The sequence below is a fragment of the Methylomonas fluvii genome (genome assembly GCF_014850975.1).
Classification (GTDB): domain Bacteria; phylum Pseudomonadota; class Gammaproteobacteria; order Methylococcales; family Methylomonadaceae; genus Methylomonas; species Methylomonas fluvii.
Map to the genome: position 1 here is coordinate 1133503 of NZ_JACXST010000002.1, position 17608 is coordinate 1151110.

At 49.7% G+C, this 17608-nt stretch carries 10 protein-coding genes; 3 read left to right on the top strand and 7 right to left on the bottom strand.

Annotated features, from left to right (window positions below; genetic code table 11):
• Nucleotides 1-143 precede the first annotated feature (143 nt).
• Nucleotides 144-293: a hypothetical protein gene (locus EBB_RS25940; RefSeq protein WP_195880882.1), complete on the top strand. Its 150-nt coding sequence runs from the start codon at nt 144-146 to the stop codon at nt 291-293.
• Nucleotides 294-615: 322 nt separating this feature from the next.
• The gene (locus EBB_RS14690) at nt 616-1125 is read left to right on the top strand and encodes a hypothetical protein (protein WP_225587455.1); all 510 of its coding nucleotides are present in this window, start codon (nt 616-618) and stop codon (nt 1123-1125) included.
• Nucleotides 1126-1773: 648 nt separating this feature from the next.
• On the opposite strand, the gene EBB_RS14695 is transcribed toward EBB_RS14690, so the two are convergent.
• The 7 genes from EBB_RS14695 to EBB_RS14725 form a co-directional block, all read right to left on the bottom strand.
• Nucleotides 1774-3357, bottom strand: coding sequence for an ABC transporter substrate-binding protein (locus EBB_RS14695; RefSeq protein ID WP_192394522.1), 1584 nt, complete (start codon nt 3355-3357; stop codon nt 1774-1776).
• Nucleotides 3341-3805 carry an SCO family protein gene (locus EBB_RS14700; protein WP_192394523.1) on the bottom strand — a complete coding sequence of 155 codons (465 nt, stop codon included), beginning with the start codon at nt 3803-3805 and terminating at the stop codon, nt 3341-3343. The genes EBB_RS14695 and EBB_RS14700 overlap by 17 nt, the downstream gene beginning before the upstream one ends.
• 105 nt (nt 3806-3910) lie before the next feature.
• Complete coding sequence (locus EBB_RS14705) at nt 3911-5455, bottom strand: hypothetical protein (protein ID WP_192394524.1); 1545 nt, start codon at nt 5453-5455, stop codon at nt 3911-3913.
• Between the two features lie 36 nt (nt 5456-5491).
• Nucleotides 5492-7309, bottom strand: coding sequence for a YncE family protein (locus EBB_RS14710; RefSeq protein ID WP_192394525.1), 1818 nt, complete (start codon nt 7307-7309; stop codon nt 5492-5494).
• Between the two features lie 135 nt (nt 7310-7444).
• Nucleotides 7445-7999 (bottom strand): hypothetical protein, encoded by a 555-nt coding sequence (locus tag EBB_RS14715; RefSeq protein WP_192394526.1) that lies wholly within the window; start codon nt 7997-7999, stop codon nt 7445-7447.
• A 34-nt stretch (nt 8000-8033) separates the two neighbouring features.
• Nucleotides 8034-13973 carry a cupredoxin domain-containing protein gene (locus EBB_RS14720; protein WP_192394527.1) on the bottom strand — a complete coding sequence of 1980 codons (5940 nt, stop codon included), beginning with the start codon at nt 13971-13973 and terminating at the stop codon, nt 8034-8036.
• Between the two features lie 1011 nt (nt 13974-14984).
• Nucleotides 14985-15494, bottom strand: coding sequence for a DUF1993 domain-containing protein (locus EBB_RS14725; protein ID WP_192394528.1), 510 nt, complete (start codon nt 15492-15494; stop codon nt 14985-14987).
• Nucleotides 15495-15651: 157 nt separating this feature from the next.
• On the opposite strand from EBB_RS14725, the gene EBB_RS14730 reads away from it, so the two are divergent.
• Nucleotides 15652-17124, top strand: coding sequence for an IS1182 family transposase (locus EBB_RS14730; protein WP_192394529.1), 1473 nt, complete (start codon nt 15652-15654; stop codon nt 17122-17124).
• Nucleotides 17125-17608: the final 484 nt, after the last annotated feature.

The following is a 17608-nucleotide window of genomic DNA, read 5'->3' on the forward strand; positions in this document are numbered from 1 at the left end:
GCCGCCTCTGGCGTTGTTAGCTTGGAAAAAGTCAAAACTTCATAGTGCCGGATCTATAGCTAATTTATTGAACAAGTCGATCAGTATTTTCTTGACTGACCACCGTAACCAAGGATGACGACTCAGAACAGTGACCAGTTTAGGTGAAATTTTTATTCGTCGTTTTAACGGTGCTGTTTTCTACGGCCATTTTACTGGTCGCCGGTTTTCAGCTGATTCGCTTGCTCGTCAGCGAAATGGCCGACTTTGTGTTGGAAGCTTGGCGAAGTCCCGAACTGCGATCTATGCATTGAGTTCAAATAGACGTTCATTTTCATGAAGTGCATGAATTATGTCATCGTTTTATCCGGGCAAGCAAACGGTCTAAGCCTATTCATTAAATCCATTGACAAAAATTTGGCCAATCTGAACCAAGTCCTTGTGCCACAACAAAAATACGGCCTTGGTCACGGCTTGGTCACAGTCTTATCCACAGAAGCTGTGCATAAAGATCGATGGAAAACCAATCAGCCAAAGCGAAGTGTAATTGGGCGTTAGCCCATTTGAATTGTTTGCCATGGCTTGCATCGCTAAGCGGGTGATGTTTTCATAATCCGTTTTAAGCTTCCAATCATCATGCAAGCACTCTCAGACCAACCGCTCTTTGCCGCCCTGCAATACGCTAGAAACCAAGATGAACAGGCCGGTCGTGCCATCATTGAACGTTTCCAAACCCGGCAACCGGCGTTTGCACAAACCCTGTTCAGTGTGTTTCCTTCGACGATGGTCGATTTAGATCAAGCCATGGCGCATCTGTTCATGGATCTATGCTTTGATGTCATCGCGGTTTACGAACACGCGTTCGGCAAAGTTCCTGATCAGCGGATCGTCGGCAATCGTTGGTTTGAAGAACGCGCAGAACACCTAGATCAAGAAATGAAACTGGCTGCCAAGACGCCGGCCGATGCCATTGATCAAGACCGGCAAACGGATCTGGTGAATTTTTTACATGCTGCTATCGATCAACAACCTTGTCGCTCGACCGATGCGGTTCGGTTAGCCAAAACGATGATCTTTACTACAGTGCAATTGATTGACGTACTCTATGACGCCGCTAATTCAAAGCCGGATCAAGCTATCCATTAAGCTATTGAAAATTGCGGATCTCGTACCCATCAAAGGCGAGATTCATCGTTTTATTTGATTTCAATGACACAATCGATTGCTACCAAACCCGAACCTCGCAAAGCACAATCCAACTGGTGTTACCAAACCTATTTTCTATCGCGACGACAGCACCGTGAAACAGTTGCCAATATAACATCAGCCGTTGCACTTCCTCTTTGGTCCAGGAGTAATCATCCGCAGACACTGCAAGTTGCACGGCGGGATCAGGTTATCGAGAAAATGGAGGCATTGGCGGCATCCATCGGTGTGCGTCTTACAATCATAGATGAGAGCTCTGCGCCGTAATGAACCAAAATCCCAATGCCAATGCCATCGCGAATGACGATGTCGCCAAATGCCCCCGTATTGGCTCTATGCATCTGATACATTGGGTTACATCACCTGCAAGTTAAAATCTGAAAGTCGATGATCTTGTATTAATTAGGTGGGCGAACTTAAGCTGACGTTTGCTAAACGTAATGATGACGCTCCAATCGGCCAAAACCGGCCGCTGAGGATGCTGGCGAAATTTTCCATCCCTAAGTTCGGCGAATGGCCGCTTTTCTGCAAGCAAATCGACTTTATGACCGCGTCACTAGGCCCATCTGCGGTTTCCACGTCATTAATTTATCGGACGGTGACCCATTCACTCCGATGGCTGTAGCCTATTTTATTATCTATATTCAGAACATAACCCCCTTTCATGCCGTAGGGACTGTACTTGCTAAACTCTAAAGCGGGCATAAAATCCATATTAAGGCTATTTCCATGCTTAAGCACATCGATAAAAGAGCTTCGGCTCACCTGCTTGCCAGCTTGTTTCAAGCCTGCATGAACGAACTCTACAGCTTTGCAGGCAACATTTTGCAATCCGGGATTCAGCAACTCAACGCCCTGACTGCTCAGCTTGGATCGGAAGACATCCAATCTGGCTTTTGAGAATGCAAAAGGAGTCGCTAACAACGCTTTGTTTACGGAGAAATCCGGAGAGTCCAGCACATTCCCTCCCAACAACTCAAGCAAACTTAATAAAACCGGCTGATTTTTCATATCTGCCAACAAAGGACTTAGGTGTTTGAATTCTTGTGCATTGCCCAAAAATAAAACCGCATCGATTTGCACATTGGCTAAGGTGGATAGATCGTCGACCGATTCCTTTTGATTCGGATGTAATGCAATCGATTGCGTTAACTCAATCTGAGGATAACGCTTTAAATAGGTCAGAATCTTCGGCAACAGCTTTCGATTCTGCAAATCATCACTGACTACGATAGCCAGTTTTGAAATTTCGGCATCCGCTTTTGGAGCAACATGTCCAATCCAATATTCAATAAGAGCCCGTGACTGATCGTAATAAGATGGCAAGAAATTGAAAAATGTAGCCGTCAACGGCGAATCTTCGTTCGGCGAGAAAGACAACGGCGAAATTACAGGTAGATTCTCTTGTTCAATCAGGCGATACATATCCGCTGTCACGACCGGAATGTAGGCGGAAACCAGGGCAAATACTTTGTTTTCAAGCAGCGAATTTTGGAGAGCTAACAACGTTTCTTCGGCATTCGCGCCGGAATCTAGCGCCGTCAAAGTTAATTTGCGCCCGTAAATAGCGCCGCGATCATTCAAATCGGCGATGCAGCTCTCTAGGGTAGCTTTCAATAGCTTCCCAGTTTCAGCCAGGGCGCCGGTCAAAGGTAGTAACGTGCCCAAACGTATCTCGGCTCTGTCGATGCCTGGGTCCCAATCCACATCGGTTCCCAAGCGTTGCAAATACGCCATCAACCGAGTCAGTTGCTGTTCTGTGAAAGCATATCGGGGCATGGCGCGACTCAGCGGTCGATGGTTTGGGTAGAGTCCCCGGATGATCGCCTGCTTCAGACTTTTGAGGTCATAGCGACGACGTACTGCCGAATCGGCAAATAGATCGGGGGCGCTAATGGCTGGTACGCTGATGCCTGCTTCGCGTTTACCCTCGCCTCTAAGGCCGTGGCAGTTGGCACAGGGAAACAGCGTTCCATCCAATTGGGTTTTGGTGTCTCCAACTTCAACCACAACGAGCGGATCGCCTCGGCGATAGAGTTGACGTCCCTGTAATTCGGAAGATGTCAACTTTTCTTGCGCATGAACACAATTGGCTATCCCTGTCAGTAACGAAAACAATATCAAGCCAAACAGGCCCAATCCGCCTTGTTGTCTATTATCTTCGAGCAGCACTAGAAACCTGGTCAATGGCGGCGACAATCTGTCGAGCCTGAGGCAGGCCATATAATCGAATCCAGCGTGCCGTGGCATCGTCGCCGACAATCACCATATTGCTGTGTTGATTCTTGTCCACGGTATAAACCCCAAGACTTTTCAATATTTCGACAATCACCGCTCGTTCACCGGTTACAAAGCGCCAGTTCGCGGCGGCGCCGAACTTTTGGCTGAACTGCTGCAATTGCTCGACGCTATCGAACGCTGGATCGACGCTGATGCTGATGAGTTGAACCTTACGGCCAGCCAATTGTTGTTGAACCTGGCGAAAAATGGCACCGGATATAGGGCAAATGGCAGTACAACGAGTAAATACAAAATTGATCGCAACGGTTTTGTCTTGAATCAAATGCTCATAAAACAATGTCTCGGCACCGCCCTGATCAAGCACAGTTTTATTGATCAAACTTTGCTCAGGGAAAAGCCATGGTTCAGCCGCTGAACTCGCAGCCAGCATTAGCAGCCATAACCCGCACCCAATGGCTTTAAATCTCTTCACGACAATCTTGTGTTAATTACAAAAACTGCTGCTGAGTCGGTCATGCCCAGATTCCGGCCAAGGTTCCAACGCTTGCAAGGGTTTATCTTCATCCTCCGGCCACCAGCCGCGTGATAAGAAGCACAGATCTTCGAAATTGGCAGGAATAGCGCCAGGCAATGGCTTTTTAGCGCCAAACACGCGTCCCTCCGGGAAAATATATTCGGCGACGGGCGCTGTGTATTCGCCGTAAATCAGGCCATTGGCTGCTTTAGCCGGTTCAGCAGGTGGTAAGACCGAGGATCCGAGGATGCCTTGTATCCGCGCACGAATTTCCCGGGTGGGTGGCATGAAAACTTGCTGATCAACCGTAATACGAAAACGTCCCATCGGCGCCACAGGTTCCGGCCTTACACTGGACAGCAAGCGTTCGGTAAACTTGCCCTTTTCAATTGGCATTTTTGCATCCAGCGCAAACACATCAACATTTCGGCTGGGATCGGTGGTGAAACCGACGATGCGAAAACGAGTGACCAGATTTTGACCTGGTACAACTTTGCCTGGCCCGGTCTCCTGATCAAGCCCAGGAAATGCAGAGCCTCCGCTACCCAATAATGCCTCCTCGATAAACACGTAGGCAGGATTCTTGCCCTTTTCGGTAAATATTCCCAAATCCGCCTCCAGAGCGGACGCCGAGATATAGCTGGCGTTTGGGTCGCTTGCAGTAGGTTCTTTGACGAGAATCCCCGTATAGGTCACGTAATCGTCGACAGCGAGGGGCACCATTTTATTGGCGTTACAAGCAGAACCACATGCCGGGGCATCGTTCAAAGCGGCCGTGGTTCCGACCGTAAATCGGTGTAAGGGCTTACCATCCGCGCCATTGGGTCGATTAGAAGCCGGACACTCCGGAGTTGCCGGCTTAGGAACGCAAAGCGGGTAGCCGGTCGCAGCATGAACCGTGGGATTGCCCTGATCGGCCCGGAATCTTTCGTCCGCGGATTGTGCCTTACCGTAGCGTCCTGTACCGGTACCGATGTCCGGGTCGTTGAGCCTTACTCTCATTGACACGGCAGGGTTATTTAATGCCGGACCAATCAGCATTTCGCCATCCGCGGTTATATCCTTGATAAAACCGGATGCGGTCTGCAACGGCAATTGCATGATATTGACCAATCCGGCCCGATATTCCCCGTCAACAATATTGCCGATCAGATCGGCCGTGTAGGGATAGGCTGGCGGCGGCGTATCTTCCAGCGCCAAACCGCTTTGTCCGACCCCAGCCACCGGCAATTTTTTGTCGAAAATATCCTTAGGCTTCAAATACGATCCGGGCATCACCACATAACTGTTTTTGGGAACAATCACCGTAATACCGTTAACTTTCATGATCGCTCCCGCCCTAGGATCATTCGGATCGGCGCACCATGGCCCATCGCTGGCAACGCACATGCGAAATTGCTGAATGTAGCCGATGAGATTGAACGAAGTGGTGGGCACCGGATCAGCTGCACTGGTCGCTCCGGCAAAGCCAACCAACGTTGCGGCAAGCAAATTTAGCGAGACAAATCTGTTCATGACATCCTCCAACCTCTAATAAATGGTTTGTAATCGTTATTGTTGTGTCAGAAGTTCCTTGCCAATAGTGGGCTGAGCCACCTTAACCGTTTGCAATGCCTGATTGTTTGACTCCAGATTCTTCGAACGAGCTTCCACCAAAACATTAAAATTTCCAACATGCGGAAAGGTAACTGATGCCTGATAAATGCCCTCCGACACTTCTTGCAACCACACCCATCTTTTCCAATTGGGCAGTTCAAATGCCAGTAAACGTGCATCGCGAATCCCTGACACCGGTTTTCCGGATGCGGCATCGTTGAACTGAACAGTCAATACCGTCTCGACATTGGGTTGCGGCATGTCGGACTGAGGTAGCAGCACAGGCTTGACAGTCTGCAATTCAGAAGGAGGATTAGCTGGCTGCTCGCCCGAAAACTTGGCGGTAAAACAATGCACAATTCGCGGCTGATCCAGCATCACAGCAACATCATAATTGCCTGGTTCCCGCACCGATACGGGAGCGGAGAACTCTCCTGGCGAGGTTTCATGCAAACTGTTATCTAACAGTAACAAACCCCTTGGCGCTCGCCGAGAATTGTCCAGCGATCCCATGACGACCATCATGCCTTCGGCGTAGTAATACAAACTCTTATCGGCTGCGCTGGCGATCATCATGCCGTTTTGATCTGGCAAGGGCGCCATCATCGCGGAGACACCGATCGCTTCCGGTAAAACCGCAGGCGCTTTCTCCCCGGCCTGTACCAGGGTGACTGACAGTTCAAGCAACTGACTATCCGACTGATCAGCCAGAGAGGAAATCTGTTTCAACTGGTTATGATTGATCAGTGCGAATTTCTCCGAGGCTAAGCCGCGAAAATAAACGTAGTCGGCGCTGAAAGCCAATTGATCCGGCTCTGCCGGTAAATTGGCGTAAGCCACTTTCCGATTGTCAGCGGCATCGACCACGAAAGCCTTGTTTTGCAATTGATTAACGACCCAAACATACCGCCCACCAGGATCGGTGGCCAACTCGGTTACCCCGCGGCCGACGTCGATTTGCGTCTCCACTTTTAGTTGGACCGGATCGATCACGCTCAACGAACCGTCATTGATTGCTGCCACATAAAAACGCTCGGCCTTGGCAACCCACACCGGTTTCAACGGCGTACCGGGTACCGGAATATCAGCCAGCTTTTTCAAGGTCTTGGTGTCGAATAGTGATACAGTGTTGGCCTCGGTATTGGTGACGGCAACATACCGGCTATCCGAGCTTAAGCCGATTTGGTGTAATCCTGCGCCCGCTTCGATAAACGTGACGCCGGATTTGCCAGCCCTGTCGATCACCGTCAATTTGGGTGAACCATCTAGCCCCACCCAGAGCGATTGCTGATCGGGCGCCAACCGAATTCTGGCTGGTTTGCTGCCTTGCCCGGTGGCGATGTTTGTGACCAAACGACGAGCCTTGGTGTCGATCACCGCCACTTGCGAAGCGTCTGGCATGGTTACGTATAACGTGCCATCTTGCGTCAATGCCCAATCCAGCCCCTGAGCCGGTAATTGCACCACGCCGGCCAATTTGCCGCTGGACCATGACACCAATGGATTCAGAAAAGTGACCGTTTTATCCTGATTCAAAGTCACGACAAAATAACTGTTTAAATCAACATCGGCACGAGTGGCTAACTGGCCGCTGGCGAAATTACGCACTTTTGCTTCGCAACTGGTTTCCGTCGCGACCTGCTCGGATCGGCGTAGAGACAACCAGACTTTGGGGCGCAAGCCTGTTACTGCCTGCCCCTGTTGTTTGACAGACAGAATCAACGGCTGATTGAGTGTCAATGATGTGGAATTTTTAGCATAATCCGAGCTCACCGTGTTCAAACTGAACTGGAGTTGATCCGGGCCAACGGATGTACTGGCAGCATTTGCCAAACTCACACCATTTAAAAGCCCAATCACAACACAGAGCCGGATCAATCGCATAGCCGTTATCCCCAAGCCCAGAAATCAGCCAACCAACAGTCTTAAACTGTTGATATAGAAGCCTTCGATGTTCGAATTGTTTTTCGGCAAGACATCGAATCGCGCAATCTCTATCGATTGCTCGCTCTCTGCGAGGGCTCCGAGAAATACCGCATTGTTGTCCATTGCATTGATGGTTTGCCCACTGTTCTGGTCGTCATAGCGCTTGCCATCAACATCCGATATACGAAGTAGCGCAACAAACTCACAACCGTTGACATTACTATCCACGGCATATTGCACCCCCACTCCCAATATCCTTTGCCCTGGTACGGTATGAAACTCAAGGCGAATACCCTGGATGAACGCTCCTGATGTCGGCATCCAGTTGGATTTGATCAACTTCTCATCGGCTGTGAAATTGACCAGCGCTCGTTCAATGGAACAACGGCTGCCACGCAATTCAATGCCACCGGCAATGGTTACAGCAACTTCATCAAATACGTTTTCTTTATCGGCCGGAATTAACTTGCCGGGAATTACTTGCCATTCAAAGTCCTGGCCAGGCAAGTCGTTTCGTTGTGTTTTTATAAATTTCATGGCGATCACCTTGCAAAGTAAATATCGGCTACGACTATTTCGGTTTCACCCGAAATATGCCCCACATTCCGCCCTGAAATTGAAACTGCTCCTGTACTCTGAATAAATAATCACCCGGCGTCGCAAACTCCCCGCCTGCCCGGGTAAGAATATTGACATGCCGAGTTGGACCAATTCCGCCAATGGCACCCAGGCGCATCGTTTTGGGTTTCTCCGATTCCGGCGTACTGTCGTCCCGTTCAAAAAGCCGGGTCGAAGCATTTATCCAGGGTTGATAATCCCAATTATGTCCGTACAGAACGAATGCATGTTGTCGGGAATGGCCACCTGGATGGACGATCCTGAATCGCACCGACTCGCCCGCCTTTGCTGAAAACACTGGCGTCTGGGGGTCGCCACAAGGTCCCTGGCAACCAGGATTGCTGTGCAGCGAACTCAAAGTATTGGTGTAGTCCACCGCATTCAGCACATTGAAATCAGCACCAGAAGTGCCCAAGCCATTTCTGGCCCAAAGGGGCTCGGTTCGGTAATTAAAGCCTTTCTGACCAGTGTCTTCGGCATCATCCGCCATGCGATGATTTGGCATCGGCTGATGATGCTGGCGTAAACTCAGATCATCTTGCACCACCAACACGAATTCTTTGAATTTTTCGCCAGACGGTGTCGAAATATCGGCCACGGTATTGGCGCTTGATGAGTATGTCGCATTGAGAGGCTCAACGACCAGCGCACCGACCAAGCCATGCGAACTGTGCTTGATGACATCGCCAAAACTGCGAATGGAAACCGCACCAAACTCCATGGGTGTATAGCGGATATAGCCGGTAACTTGTTCGCCATCCGGTTTAGTGGCATCCTTGATTTCCTGATCGATACAAGCCTGTCCACACGGCAACGCCTCTCTCTCGGACTTGCTCAGTACTTTTTGGTCCCCCATGTACCACCGATAAAGACTCACCAACTCGCTACTATCTTTGTCGCATTCCTTGAATGGCTCGTCACCCGCTATTTGGCAACCTTGTGCCATCGGAGAATCTGTTTGCCTTGGATTTAGGCCTACATTGGAACCTTCGCTAAGCGGCATGTTTTCCGCCACCAGTTGGGGCACCAAACCGATTCGACTGGACATCTGCAGCTGGTTAAAGTTGAAACCGTTCACGATCGGCGGCATCAGGTTATAACTCTCGCTGCCAGCGGCCACATGCTTGCCGTCCATGTTTTCGACAATTTTAGGCAAATAATTTTTGAACTGTATATCGACGCAATCGCCGGCATTGGCTCTGAGCACCAAAGGCTCTATGGGCTGGTTATCAGTGACATATTTTTGTTTCAAATAATCGAGGATTTTCTGGCCATTATTCCAGGCTGTCTTACCGCCACTTGAATCAACGACGACAGACTCCGGAACTTCAAAAAAGGCGATCGCATTAGGATCGTCAATCGCAAACGTCGGCCGATTGTTATAGAACAGATTCTTGATTTGCGAAACACGCCACGCCGTTAGGTACATGTTCTTTTTCGCTGCAGCATCGCTACTCGGACAAGGCAGGCGCTCCCCATCACCACTAACCAGTGGTGGTGTAGTAACCACAGTGTCAGGCAGGCGGGCCAAACCGTCAATTTTGGCCGGACTGCCCATTGCGCCAACCGGACCGTGGGCTCTGAGCATCCCCCACATCCCATCCCAGAGATTTTCCACCGCAGGCGAGCCCAACCAGTAATCACTGACGCTCGCCCTCGGCACGCTCACCAACGTATCGAATTCAAAATGCTCGGATATACCCAACTGTTGGCCATTCATATACCCTGAATTCGGCGCATGCGGTTCAGCCAGCCATTTCATGCCCTGCATTGAAAATACGTGCTGCTCTTCCTGTGCGCCTTGTATCAAATGCAGTTGCAATGGATCGCCTTCGTAGGCGGCCAGCACTGGCGTAGAGGGATCTCCCCCCTTCGAATCACGCCAAGGTTCCTGCAGATACAAATTTTTGACAAATTGCCGTCTTCTTTCTTCGCCGCGCTTGATGATGGCTTTTAATTCAACCTGGTCATCAATTTCATTCGGCACATTGGCCAACAGTTTTTTCAGCCGCTGTGCTGCATGCTGGTCGGCAGTCTGTGTCCAGGCTTGCTGGTTACCGGGATCAGCAGTCGAATCACGATGAGTCAATGAGCTGAATATGTTGGCCATATCACCTTGCGCGCCAGTTTTCTGGCGATATTCCAAACTATCGGCATCTTCCCCGCCAACCCGCAATGGAATGGGTTCATTACGATAATTCAATAGCCTTGTGCCCGGATCTTCTGCGGAAATACCCTCCGGTTTGGGTTTCAAGCCATCGCGCACCACGTGCGGCAACATCAAATCGGCTTGCCGACTAGGCGGGTTGACCGGACGCAAATCCGCGTTGTAGAGAATCGCAAAATCGGCGAAGGCCAGGTTGTACTCGCGCCGGACGTTTTGTTTGTTTTTCTTCAGTTGTTCTAGCGGATAATCCTTTGGATAGACGATGTTAGCTGCGTAACTGGTTGGCCCGCCGTCGCTACGACATGCACCGTTTTTCAGCGCGCCGCCAAGGGTTTGATCGTTACACCCTTGTTGACTATCGATTGCATCGGGCGCGGAATTGAGTTTCGCCCAGACACTGTCTTTAGGCTCCACCACCAATGCGGCGTAAAAACCGTGTTGCTGATGCGAGCTAGGGCCGTAATGATCGTGGGTAAACACGGCGCGCATGGTTCTGTCGTCCCATTTGTCGTTCAATACCGGATCGGCCCACCAACGTTGCACCGTGGTCTGTGCACCGCACCAGGGATGGTCTTTTTGCTCGCTACCTGTCGCACAAGTACCCAAAGCGGCTTTACTCTCCATGCTGCCACCAGCCTTAAACATTGGATGGGTTTTTGCGGTAAGCGCCGGGTGCGGTTGATCATCGTTCGAATAAACAACCTTGCCTTTATGACTAGCATCGATGCGTTCGCGCACTTCATCGGGGGAAAATGTTCCGTCCTCATAGTTCCAGCCATTGGCGGAACCGTCTGATGAAGTCACATCGAATTTCACCAAGTGAATGTGCTGACCGATGGTATCGGTCGGGGTATAGACCTGAAAGTCATCCAGATTAAGTACGCTGGGAATCAGATTGGTCGCCTGAAACTGGATACAGTCACCGGAATTGGCTCTGAAAAACAAAGGTTCCGCCAGCCGGGTACCATCAAGAGTTTTGGCCGCATCCTGCTCCAGCACCGGCATCCGCGCTTGCGGATCGTGCCAGCCATACTTATTGACCGTCATATCGAATTGAATATAAGCGGACTTGTAAATACGGGGATGACTACGATTTACCTCAACAGCGCTATTGGCATCCGTTGACTTGCCGAAATACTGCGATGGACAAGGATCGGCAAAGGGAGCGCCTTGAGCCGGCGGCAGGCCGTTCACCCTAAAATGCTTTCCTGAATCGAACGCTGGATTGGCTGTTTGGTCAACAGGGTCCGATTCTTTGGTGCTCTGATAGCCCAAGCCATTCCACAGCGGGTTCATAGGCGTCAGCGGACTTTTAGGGTCTTCGCCATCGTTATGAATCAAACGTTTGACCGGCCATTGCGTCGGCTCGGATTTCAAAGTCCATTGCAAGGAGTCATCCGATAGATTGGCCAGAACCTGTTTGAATTCGTCCTGACAAGCCTGCCACACTCCATGCGGCATGTTGGCCGGCTGCTGATCGCTTTTTAAACCTAAAATAGTTTTCTTCTCCCAGCCGGCATGAAAAGCCATAGCCAGAATTTCTTCTTTGGTGCCGCACTGAGGCAGTATTCTTAATGTGGCGGTCTCGACCTCCTTATCCAGACCTAGATTGTTGGGGTCACTATTGAGTTTCCAGACCCGATGGGCAACATAACGAGCGGATTTGTTTTCATTCTTATCGCCGTGGCTCTCGATCAACCGCTTCACCTCATTCGGATCATTCAGATCGATTTGTTTATTGCTGCCTTCGAGAATGACATGCCGAGGCAATCCGCCATCCAACCATTTTTCATCGGCACCGGACGCATTATCGTTGACGGCCATGTCCATCGGCGGCTGCGGCGGCCTATGCCCGACTTCGCCGGCGATAAAAAACGGATAGCCGCGCAAATCAGCGGTCGGTAATGGTGCCAAAGCGAATCCGGGAATCGGTACGATTGCCGGATTAGGCGAACCGTTCTCTTTAAGCTCGTTATCCGGCAAATTGCGCATCCTGGGATCGTTCTTCGCTGAAACGGATTGTTTTGGATCAAAATAACCCGGTTTACCGTCTTCGAATACATCGTGGTTGCGCCATAATTCCCACATGCCGGCGGCAAAATGTGGGTACAGATGGCAATGAAAGATGGCGTCCCCGACCGTCAAATTGCGGTTACCGCCGCCGCCATATTGAATGTCGTAGGTGTAGGACGAACCCGGCGAAATGGTTTGCGAGTCCAGATAATTGGCGTTTGGATCGTTCTTATCCTGTAACCATTGGTGAGCATGCAAATGAAACACGTGGGTTTCCTTGGGGCCCGCGTGAATATTGCGGAAACGCACCGGGTCGCCAAGATAGGAATGATGCACGTTGGACGGGTCGTCCGCATACAACGCTTCTACGCTGTGTCCATCCTGATCGCGGCGCACTATCATCGCCGGATCACCGTTAACCCATGAGCTTAAAAAGAATTCCTCAAGCTTGCATTCCGGACAATCCTTGCCAGGACCGATTTTTTTCAGATTCGCCAGCACCGCAGAACCCACGCCGGAGGCACCGTAATTGATTGCCATACCGTCGGCGATACGGCTAATCGGATTACTTTCGTCGGACAGTTCAGCAAACGCTTGAAACACCTTATTTTCGTCGTGAAATATGGTGGTAAATTCTCTGAACGACATTCCGCAGCTGGAACCGGGGGAACGTAAACTGCAGACTTCCGGCGTCTCGCTAGTCTTGTCGGTTTGATAAATCACCGCGTTAAGATCGGAATGCTGAATCACCCCATCTTTGACAATCGCCAGTCTCGGGTAATCGATGTGCGAGTAGTCACTGTCGCCACCCGCAGCCGCCACCAATTCGTCGTGAGTCACCTGGGAACGATACCAGACACTGCCTTTGGGTTCGACGTTGATCGAACCGAACAATCCAAGACCCAGTTGCCCGCCGTCACCCTCGCCACCCGCAAGCGCTCCCGCTGAATACATGAAGTATCCGCCTTCTTGCCGCGCGAACCAAACATAGGTGGTGTGCTGGCCAGGTTCGACCAGCGAATTAGGGTTATTGCCAACATTGGCGCCGTCGGATCCCATATTTTTTCCTGCACCTTTACAGGACGCTTTTAAGATGGCTTTGTCCTGTTCGCTGACTGTCGAGGTTGACGAATTCTCGTCTAGCTTTTTGCAGATTTCAGGACGAATCGCCACATAGTCCAAACCGTTAACATGTATCGATGCCGCGCGGGTGGTTGGATAATCCGGCTCCTCTTCCCGGGGGAAGGGAAAGCTATTTGGCAACTTGGGATCGCGTGGCGGAGTGGATATATCGGTAGCCTTGCTATCGCCTGATTCTGTGACCTGAACCGAATGTCGCTGCACACCGCCGCCGGCGTAATGCTCCTTGCCGGGCTCAAAATTTTTATCCCTGGGAAAATCGGCCCGCACGAAGGTAGAGTGGTTTTCCGGTAATGGTGCCAGCAGGTTCCAAAACTTGACCTGCAAGCAGTTACCCTCATTGACCCGCAACACCAATGGCCTGGGGCGTTTATTGCTTCTCAAACTGACCCTGCCGGCGATACTTTTGGCAAATGCCGGATCATCCAGCTTTGCCGCTTCAGGCAAAGGTAATTGCTCTTCTATCGAAGTCGACGGATCGTCATAAACCACGTCCTGACGCAGGGCATAGACCATACCTGCCGGATTGAATGCACCGAAACGATTGAAGGTGATTATTTGTTCTAACGCCACGACTTCAGCTGTAACGTTATTTTTGTTATTTGGATTGCACACATCCGGCAAAGAGTCATGGGCGGCGACATCAGGCTTGGGTTGTTGGGTAGGATCCTGTATTTGGTTGTCCCCGCATCCAACAAGCAGATAACTGATAAAACAACACAACGTTAAGATTGGCGCTCGAAAAGAGGCTGGTTTGGGCTGCGTCTCAACTGATGCGCTCACCCCGTTATGATGGAATAGATATGATTTCATGGCCGCTCCTATTTGCTGTCCATGGCGGACCAGCATTTATGATTATTTGAACAACCTGACGGCTTTAATTATGAGGTCATAAAAAATCTATGACTATCAACAAGCCGATACTGCCAAACTAAATAGGAATCCCTGCCTTGATAACGTTATGGTTCGAGCATGGTTTAGAACCGATTCAAAACAGGTTTAGTTGAATCGGCTTTTTATCTGAACTTAAAAAATTGCGAATAAATCCAACAATAACTTCAAAAACTTTGATGTAGATCAATGCTAGACGATTGACAAAAGGTATGCAAATAGTTTTGTCAAAATTTTCGTTGGTAAATCGATTCCTGGAATAAAGACACCTAGTCCAGTAACTTTGCAAGAGGAATAGTCCGAAAAAATCCGCCAAGTCAACGTGTGCAGCGACCAGGTAGCGCTTGAACATTAGTTAATTAAATTCACGCCAAGTCTGTTGAGCATTTCAGCCTGCTAGTAGTGCGTTTCAAGAAAGCAATTGCAAATTTTTCGGTGCTTTTATTGTATTTTAAAACATTGCTTTAGGAAAATATTGGCAATTATCTAATTGTAATCTTTTTAATGAAACGATCCACTAGATGGCTATTATTTGGGGTATCCACGCTTTGAATGTCTGTTTTGTGGATTTACAATTCGCAGAATCTGTATCTTAGGGACTGTCCGGTTTGGAGAAACATGAATGACGGGTTTGGGTCGAAATGTCACGGTCAATCAAACAAAGCGAATGCCCGCTTTCAAATCAACCCACTTTCACCCCACGTCACCCAGATAATCCTTCTTACCGATTTCCAGCCCGTTATGTCGCAGAATGGCGTAGGTAGTAGTAACGTGAAAATAAACATTCGGTAGCACAAAATCCGTCACATAGGCCAAGCCGGTAAAACTTGATGTGCGATCATGCCGGGGTAGCAAAATAGTGTTGCCCTCGGTGCCATCGATTTGATTGGCGTTAAACGAATTGATATGCGCCAGTGTTTTATCAATTCGCTCGATCAAATCAGGAAACGAATTTTCATTGTCTTCAAATTTCGGCGGCTCTTGTCCTGCTAGCCTGGAAACAGCACCCTTGGCAACGTCGCTAGCAATCTGCACTTGGCGTTTCAACGGGTACATGTCAGGAAACAACCTGGCATTGACCAAGACCGACGGTTCGATCTTCTTGGCTTCCGCGTAGGCAGCCGCCTTTTCCAAAATCTGTTGTAACTGCGTCAAGCTATGAGCCATGGGTAAAACCGTAATGGCATACATGGATAATGACATTTGAAGACTCCTGAGCGAATGAAACAAGATAACGTGCAGTTTAAGCCGCTTTGCAAAATCGCGCGATCACTATTGTCGATTCGCATTTGGCCCAGACTGTGTCAAAACGCCAGTTTTGGTATAATTTGGCTTAGGGTTTATTGATTGGAGCCAGCCGATGAATCGATTCATTAAAGGTGAATGCCGTACTCAAATTACCTTGCTACCGGAAAGTCTGGATGACTATGTGGTCGAGACCAATCCGGTTCGTGTCGTTGATGTCTTTGTCGACGAACTGGACCTGGGTCAACTGGGTTTCGAGGGTGTTCAACCGGCTGTTACCGGCAGACCCGCCTATCACCCAGCCGTTTTATTGAAGATTTACATCTACGGCTACCTCAATCGCATCCAATCCAGCCGTCGTTTGGAAAAAGAAACCCAGCGTAATATCGAGTTGATGTGGTTAACCGGGCGCTTGATGCCGGATTTCAAAACCATCGCCACGTTCCGTCAAGAGAACGGTAAGGCCATCCGCAACGTCTGTCGCCAATTCGTCATGCTTTGCCAGCAACTGGGATTATTTTCGGAAGCTTTGGTGGCTATAGACGGCAGCAAGTTCAAAGCCGTCAATAACCGTGATCGCAACTTCACCAGCGCCAAATTGCAACGGCGGATGGACGAGATCGAATCCAGTATCAATCGTTATTTAACGCAGCTGGATACCGCCGATCGTCAAGAACCCGCTGTAGCACAGCCGAAAACCGAGCGTTTGCAAGAGAAAATTGCCGCCTTAAAAGCGCAGATGAAAGCCCTGAAAGACATCGAGGTTCAGCTAAATCAGACAGCCGATAAACAGATTTCCCTGACCGACCCTGATGCCCGTTCCATGAAAACGCGGGGGACGGGCATCGTGGGTTATAACGTGCAAACCGCCGTAGATACTGAACATCATTTGATTGTGGAACACGAGGTGATCAACGAGGGTGTTGATCGCAGCCAGCTTTCAAACATGGCGAAAAAAGCCCGCTGTGCCATGGGGGTTGACGATTTAACCGTCATCGCCGATCGCGGTTATTTCAAAAGCGAAGAAATCCTCGCCTGCCTCGAAGCCGGCATTACCGCGATTGTGCCCAAGACCGTGACATCAATCGCCACAGCCGATGGCCGTTTTGGCAAAGCGGATTTCATTTTTGATGCCGAGAAAAACGAATACCGCTGCCCAGTTGGAGAGGCTTTGATTTGGCGATTTGCCACGATTGAGAAGGGTTTGAAATTACATTGCTACTGGAGTTCGGCCTGTCAAAGCTGTGCGCTCAAGGAGCAATGTACGCCCAGCCCACAACGGCGCGTCAAGCGTTGGGAGCATGAAGACATTCTTGATGCCATGCAATCCCGCTTGGACTTAGCACCTGACAGCATGAGAATTCGCCGGCAGACTGTCGAACATCCTTTCGGTACGCTCAAAGCCTGGATGGGCGCCACTCATTTTTTGATGAAAACCTTGGCGCACGTTCGCACCGAAATGAGCTTGCATGTGCTGGCCTATAATTTGAAGCGAGTGATCAATATCATAGGTCTTACAGCGCTGATTGACGGTATCAAAGCCAAGATGGCATGGTGTCGTCCTAGTGAATCAGCAATAGTCGGTTAATGGCTATTTCAGAGTACGGTTGTGTGAAGCCAATCGGCCAATAGGGCTTTACAGAGTCCCCTTTCGGCAAAAGTCGATTCCACTATTCCCAGAATGGAAGATCCCCCAGCAACCCACAATGGCTTTAAAACCCAACTAAATTCCATATTCTTGCTCAAACACCCCATTTTTGTGTTTTTACACGATCTGGGCCAAAGTGATACGACTTCCCGCCCCTCAAAAATCCGATGGCACGGAAGATAGGCAAGTTATTGATGTGATTGACTATAAATTTGGGCATGACGGCATCAACGCAGGAGACTAATTTGTCGCCTGAGGCGGGACATGCCTATTTAACCAATGTAACGATTTCTCCAGCGCCACAGCCGTCCATTATTTCGCCTTGCGCTAAATCAGCGGATTCGCCATTATTCCCAAGTTAATGGGTGTTGATCTGGAACATTTCAGCGTCAAGAGTTCAACTACTATATAGATCGGCGGATTT

Excerpts from the sequence above, each read along its gene's own strand:
- EBB_RS14690 (WP_225587455.1), top strand. The coding sequence starts at position 616 with ATGCAAGCACTCTCAGACCAACCGCTCTTTGCCGCCCTGCAATACGCT.
- EBB_RS14705 (WP_192394524.1), bottom strand. The coding sequence starts at position 5,455 with ATGAACAGATTTGTCTCGCTAAATTTGCTTGCCGCAACGTTGGTTGGC.
- EBB_RS14715 (WP_192394526.1), bottom strand. The coding sequence starts at position 7,999 with ATGAAATTTATAAAAACACAACGAAACGACTTGCCTGGCCAGGACTTT.
- EBB_RS14725 (WP_192394528.1), bottom strand. The coding sequence starts at position 15,494 with ATGTCATTATCCATGTATGCCATTACGGTTTTACCCATGGCTCATAGC.
- EBB_RS14730 (WP_192394529.1), top strand. The coding sequence starts at position 15,652 with ATGAATCGATTCATTAAAGGTGAATGCCGTACTCAAATTACCTTGCTA.